General features: G+C 57.8%; 7 protein-coding genes and 1 pseudogene. 2 read left to right on the top strand and 6 right to left on the bottom strand.

Features of this window, described 5'->3' with window-relative positions; all coding sequences use genetic code 11:
- Positions 1–210: hypothetical protein (locus CER19_RS28945; protein ID WP_218568485.1), on the top strand; the 210-nt coding region annotated here is incomplete at its 5' end.
- Here CER19_RS28945 and CER19_RS25235 read toward each other — a convergent pair.
- The 6 genes and pseudogenes from CER19_RS25235 to rpsT form a co-directional block, all read right to left on the bottom strand.
- A complete protein-coding gene (locus tag CER19_RS25235; RefSeq protein WP_007916729.1) occupies positions 207–941 on the bottom strand; it encodes an amino acid ABC transporter ATP-binding protein in 735 nt (244 codons plus the stop codon). The two genes, CER19_RS28945 and CER19_RS25235, sit on opposite strands and share 4 nt — an antisense overlap.
- Positions 938–1,609 (bottom strand): amino acid ABC transporter permease, encoded by a 672-nt coding sequence (locus CER19_RS25230; RefSeq protein ID WP_056790065.1) that lies wholly within the window; start codon positions 1,607–1,609, stop codon positions 938–940. Before CER19_RS25230 ends, CER19_RS25235 begins: the two co-directional genes overlap by 4 nt.
- Complete coding sequence (locus CER19_RS25225; protein WP_056790068.1) at positions 1,609–2,355, bottom strand: amino acid ABC transporter permease; 747 nt, start codon at positions 2,353–2,355, stop codon at positions 1,609–1,611. The genes CER19_RS25230 and CER19_RS25225 overlap by 1 nt, the downstream gene beginning before the upstream one ends.
- Before the next feature lie 194 nt (positions 2,356–2,549).
- Positions 2,550–3,476, bottom strand: a complete 927-nt coding sequence (locus CER19_RS25220) for a glutamate/aspartate ABC transporter substrate-binding protein (RefSeq protein ID WP_003188957.1) — start codon at positions 3,474–3,476, stop codon at positions 2,550–2,552.
- Between the two features lie 239 nt (positions 3,477–3,715).
- Positions 3,716–3,817 (bottom strand): annotated as a pseudogene (locus tag CER19_RS29235) (outer membrane lipoprotein carrier protein LolA); the annotation flags it as partial.
- Between the two features lie 106 nt (positions 3,818–3,923).
- The gene (gene rpsT / locus CER19_RS25210; RefSeq protein WP_003188401.1) at positions 3,924–4,202 is read right to left on the bottom strand and encodes a 30S ribosomal protein S20; all 279 of its coding nucleotides are present in this window, start codon (positions 4,200–4,202) and stop codon (positions 3,924–3,926) included.
- A gap of 253 nt (positions 4,203–4,455) precedes the next feature.
- Between rpsT and murJ the strand changes: the two genes are divergently transcribed.
- Positions 4,456–5,994, top strand: coding sequence for a murein biosynthesis integral membrane protein MurJ (gene murJ / locus CER19_RS25205; RefSeq protein WP_116668385.1), 1,539 nt, complete (start codon positions 4,456–4,458; stop codon positions 5,992–5,994).
- Positions 5,995–6,000: the final 6 nt, after the last annotated feature.

Raw genomic sequence — 6,000 nt, 5'->3', positions numbered from 1 at the left:
GTGCAAGTGATGGCGGCGCGGCGCGATATTGATTGGGGTCGCATTTCATCACAGATGCCTTGGGTCAGCTACTTCTCGCCTGCCAACTGTAGGAGCGAGCTTGCTCGCGAAAAACTCAAGGGCAGCGCGTTAATCCTGGATACACGCGTTATCGTTTTCGTCTTTCGCGAGCAAGCTCGCTCCTACAGGGCAGGAGCGAGTTGCTTTTAGTGCTGCAGGATTTTCTCGAGGAAGTGCTGCGCACGTTCGGAGCGTGCGCTGATGTCGCCGAAGAACTCTTCTTTCGGGCAGTCTTCGATGATCTTGCCGGCGTCCATGAAGATCACGCGGTCGGCCACTTTGCGCGCAAAGCCCATTTCGTGGGTCACACACATCATGGTCATGCCTTCGTGGGCCAGTTGCACCATCACGTCGAGCACTTCGTTGACCATTTCCGGGTCCAGCGCCGAGGTCGGTTCGTCGAACAGCATGACGATCGGGTCCATGGCCAGGGCGCGGGCAATCGCCACACGTTGTTGCTGGCCGCCGGAGAGCTGGCCAGGGTGCTTGTGGGCGTGTGCCGACAAGCCCACGCGTTCGAGCAGTTGCAGGCCCTTCTTGGTGGCTTCTTCTTTGCTGCGGCCCAATACCTTGATCTGCGCGATGGTCAGGTTTTCGGTGATGGTCAGGTGCGGGAACAGCTCGAAGTGTTGGAACACCATGCCTACGCGCGAACGCAGTTTTGGCAGGTTGGTCTTCGGGTCCGCGATGGAGGTGCCATCGACGACGATGTCGCCTTTCTGGAACGGTTCCAGCGCGTTCACGCACTTGATCAAGGTGGATTTGCCCGAGCCGGACGGCCCGCACACCACGATCACTTCGCCTTTTTTAACCTCGGTGCTGCAATCGGTCAGCACCTGGAAGTCGCCATACCACTTGTTGATGTTCTTGATAGAGATCATACGGCAAACCTTTTTTGCAGACGCTTGACCAGCAGCGAGGCGGAAAAGCTGATGATGAAGTAGACGACACCGGCAAAGATCAGGAACTCATTGGAGCGGCCGATGATGTCGCCGTTGGAGCGGGCGGAGTTGAGGAAGTCCACCAGGCCCACGGTGTAGACCAGGGAGGTGTCCTGGAACAGGATGATCGACTGTTGCAGCAGCAACGGCGTCATCTTGCGGAACGCCTGGGGCAGGATGATCAGGCGCATGGTCTGGCCGTAGGTCATGCCCATGGCTTGTGCCGCCGCCATCTGGCCCTTGGGAATCGACTGCACGCCGGCTCGTACGATTTCGCAGAAGTACGCGGCCTCGAACATCATGAACGCCACGACGCAGGAGGTGAACGCGCCGATCGGGGTGTCTTCGCCGGTTATCCAGCGCAGCACGAACGGCACTGCCAGGTAGAACCAGGTGATCACCAGCAGCAACGGGATCGAGCGGAAGTAGTTCACGTAGGCGCCGGCCACGCGGGACAGCAGTTTGTTGGACGACAAGCGCATCAGGGCCAGGAGGGTCCCGATGATGATGCCGCCGACCACGCCCATGACCATCAGCTTCAAGGTCATGACCATGCCGTTCCACAGGCCTGGAATGGCGGGGATGATGCCGCTGAAATCGAAGTCCATTATTTGCCCCCCACGGAGATCAGGCCGGGCACTGCGACTTTCTTCTCGACCACGCGCATCAGCAGCATCAGGCTCATGTTCAGGGTGAAGTAGATCAGCGTGGCCAGGGTGAAGGCTTCAAACAGGTTGGCCGAGAACTCGGCGGTCTGTTTGGTTTGCGCCAGCAGTTCCATCAAGCCGATCAAGGACGCCACGGAGGAGTTCTTGAACACGTTGAGGAATTCCGAGGTAAGCGGCGGAATGATGATGCGGTAAGCCTGGGGCAGCAGCACGTTCCAGTAGATCTGCGGCAGCTTGAAGCCCATGGCGCGCGCCGCGGCTTCCTGGCCGCGTGGCAGCGCCTGGATACCGGTACGCACTTGCTCACACACACGGGCGGCGGTGAACAGGCCCAGGCACACTACGACACTCAGGTAGGCCGAGGTGGTCGGGTTCAGGTCTTGTTTGTACCAGTCCTGCAGGTTCTGCGGCAGCATGTCCGGTACCAGGAAGTACCAGATGAACAGCTGAACCAGCAGCGGCACGTTACGAAACAGTTCCACGTAGCAGGTCGCGATGCCCGATACGAGGCGGTTTGGCACAGTGCGCATGACCCCCAGAATGGAGCCCAGCAGCAAGGCGATAATCCATGCCACGATAGCGATGGCGATGGTCCAGCCCAGCCCGGAGAGGTACCAGTCGAGATAAGTCTCGCTGCCCACGCCGGTGGACTTGAAGAACACGCCCCAGTCCCAGTTGTAATTCATTAGGGTCTCCCCTCGAGATCGATCGATGTACAAGCACCCGCTTGGGGAAGATCCGTTCCCGCCTGACGTTGAACGCCAGGCACACACGATCGGCTCGAAAACCGCCAGGTCGAGTGTTCCAAGTTAAAACCAGCAGGTAATTACAGACGCCTGAGGGAGGGTTGGCTCCCTCAGGACATAAGCTTAGTCAGGTATCAGATTTTTACTTCTGGCGCTGGTTTGTCGCTTGGGTTAGCGATCAGCTCCTTGACCTTGTCGCTCATCGGGAAGTTCAGGTTCAGGCCTTTCGGTGGGATCGGGCTTTCGAACCATTTGGCGTAGATCTTGTTGATCTCGCCGGACTTGTACAGGGCAACAATGGCGTCATCCACGGCTTTCTTGAAGTCCGGGTCGCCTTTGCGAACCATGCATGCATAGGCTTCGAAGGACTGCGGAGTGCCGGTGATAACCCAGTCATCGGGCTTCTTGGCCTTGGCTTCTTCACCGGCCAGCAGGGCGTCGTCCATCATGAATGCAACGGCGCGGCCGCTTTCGAGCATCTGGAAGGATTCGCCGTGGTCTTTGGCGGAGATAACGTTCATGCCCATCTGCTTGTCGGCGTTCATCGCCTTGATGATGCGCTCGGACGTGGTGCCGGCGGTGGTCACGACGTTTTTGCCTTTCAGGTCGGCAAAGTCAGCGTAGGACGGCTTGCCTTCCTTGTCTTTCTTGACGAGCAGGCGGGTGCCGATTTCGAAGATGTTGACGGTGAAATCAACTTGCTGGGCGCGTTCGGTGTTGTTGGTGGTGGAGCCGCACTCCAGATCCGCGGTGCCGTTCTGGATCAACGGGATACGGGTTTGCGAGGTCACCAGGTTGTACTTGGCTTTGAGGTCGGGTTTGTTCAGGTCTTTTTTCAGTTGCTCGACAACGGCCAACTGGATGTCGTGGGAGTAGCCCACGGGTTTGCCCGAACCATCCGCGATGTAGGAAAACGGAATGGAGCTGTCGCGGTGAGCGAGAGTGATGGTGCCGGAGTCGTTGATTTTCTTCAGTGTGCCGGTGAGTTCGGCGGCAAAAACTGGAGTGCTGATCAGAGCAGCAGCGATAGCTGCGCCCAGGATATGGGGAACGATGCGCATCAATACTTCCTCGACATTTGTTTTTTTTATGAAGCCAGCTGAACGGCTCTCTTGTACAGCGACTGCCCGTGACGGCTCCTAAGGCGCCGCAGGCAATCGTTGAAGAGTGTAGAGCATGAGTCGTGCCATACCGAAAACAAAAGGATAACTACATGATTTATATGAAAATTAAGTTTTTGTTTCGGCAATATTCTCGGTTGATAGTCCGGCAAACCGAATAGGGTAGAGGGGCGTGTTCGGAAAACCGAATAGTCCGTAGGAGCGAGCTTGCTCGCGAAAAACCTGAGAGCCCCGCTGGGCGCCAGGCTTCCCGCGTCATCGTTAACGATCTTCGCGAGCAAGCTCGCTCCTACAGTTTTCAGGGGCAAACAAAAATGCCCCGGACCTTTCGGTACGGGGCATTTCTTAACTGTTACGCAACCTGGGCTACGTGGCAGTTGTTACCACTTAGGCTGCAGCAGGAACGCTCAGAGCCTTGATGTGGCCATTCAGGCGGCTCTTATGGCGAGCGGCCTTGTTCTTGTGGATGATGCCTTTATCGGCCATACGGTCGATAACAGGCACAGCCAGAACGTAAGCTGCTTGAGCTTTTTCAGCGTCTTTGGTGTCGATGGCTTTGACTACATTCTTGATGTAGGTGCGAACCATGGAACGCAGGCTGGCGTTGTGGCTGCGACGCTTCTCAGCCTGTTTTGCACGTTTTTTGGCGGAAGGTGTGTTGGCCACCGTCGAGCTCCTCGAAAGACTTTTTAGGAAATAGCAAACAAAATAGGCCGCGAATCATGCCGATGACTTGACGGGTTGTCAAGGGCGGCTGATGCGAACTGCTGAGTGGTCGATCTGAAGAGGCGGGTGATTTATTTCCGGCGCTTGACCTGTAAACTCGCGAGCTTTGGCTCTGTGCTGTTGCAGGCGCGCAGTATCGCATAAGTGGGCGCGTAGTTCGCCTGCTCTTTATCTATAGGCGCAAACTCTTTCAATGAATCTGCTCAAATCGTTGGCTGCGGTCAGCTCTATCACGATGATCTCCCGGGTATTGGGGTTTGTGCGTGACACCCTGCTGGCCCGCATCTTTGGCGCCAGCATGGCCACGGATGCGTTCTTTATTGCCTTTAAACTGCCCAACCTGTTGCGGCGAATCTTCGCCGAAGGCGCGTTTTCCCAGGCGTTCGTGCCGATTCTGGCCGAATACAAGACCCAGCATGGCGAGGAGGCAACTCGTACGTTCATCGCCTACGTCTCGGGTTTGCTGACGCTGGTGCTGATGCTGGTAACCATCGTCGGGATGCTCGCCGCGCCCTGGGTGATCTGGGCCACGGCGCCCGGTTTTGCCAATACGCCGGAAAAGTTCGCGCTGACCACTGATCTGCTGCGCGTGACCTTTCCTTATATATTGCTGATCTCCCTGTCGTCCCTGGCCGGCGCGATCCTCAATACATGGAACCGTTTCTCGGTGCCGGCCTTCGTGCCGACCTTGCTGAACGTCAGCATGATTATTTTTGCGCTGTTCCTCACACCGTACTTCGACCCGCCCGTCATGGCCCTGGGCTGGGCGGTGCTGGCCGGTGGCCTGGCACAGTTGCTGTACCAGCTGCCACACCTGAAAAAAATCGGCATGCTCGTGCTGCCCCGGCTGAACCTCAAGGACACCGGCGTCTGGCGCGTCATGCGCAACATGCTGCCGGCGATCCTCGGGGTGTCGGTCAGTCAGATCTCTCTGATCATCAACACCGCGTTCGCCTCGTTGCTGGTGTCCGGCTCGGTGTCGTGGATGTACTACGCCGACCGCCTGATGGAATTGCCATCCGGTGTGCTGGGCGTGGCGTTGGGCACGATCCTGCTGCCGACCCTGGCGCGTACCTACGCCAGCAAGGATCGCCAGGAATACTCACGTATCCTCGATTGGGGCCTGCGCCTGTGCTTCCTGCTGGTGTTGCCGTGCGCCTTGGCCCTGGGCATCCTCGCCGAACCGTTGACGGTCTCGCTGTTTCAATACGGGCAGTTCGACGCCCATGACGCCTTGATGACCCAGCATGCGCTGGTCGCCTACTCCGTCGGCCTGCTCGGCATTATCGTGATCAAAGTGCTGGCGCCCGGCTTCTACGCCCAGCAAAACATCCGTACCCCGGTGAAAATCGCGATTTTCACCCTGGTCGTTACGCAATTGCTCAACCTGGTGTTTATCGGCCCGCTGGCCCACGCCGGCCTGGCCTTGGCGATCAGCGCGGGTGCGTGCATAAACGCAGGCCTGCTGTTTTACCAATTGCGTAAACAGCAGATGTACCAACCACAGCCAGGCTGGGGCGTGTTTGCGCTCAAGCTGCTGGTGGCGGTCGCCGCGATGTCGGTTGTGCTCTTTGCCCTGATGCACCTCATGCCGGCCTGGGACCAAGGCAATATGCTGGATCGCTTCATGCGCCTGGGTGTGTTGGTGATAGCGGGCGTGGTGGTGTACTTCGGGATGTTGCTGTTGCAGGGTTTTCGCCTGCGCGATTTCAATCGCAAGTCGCTGGGGTAGCGAGTT

Origin of the sequence: Pseudomonas sp. GL93 (assembly GCF_003408955.1) — a bacterium.
GTDB classification, from domain to species: Bacteria; Pseudomonadota; Gammaproteobacteria; order Pseudomonadales; family Pseudomonadaceae; genus Aquipseudomonas; species Aquipseudomonas paracarnis.
Note: the sequence above shows the minus strand (reverse complement) of the source record. Positions and strands in the feature narration are given on the sequence as shown.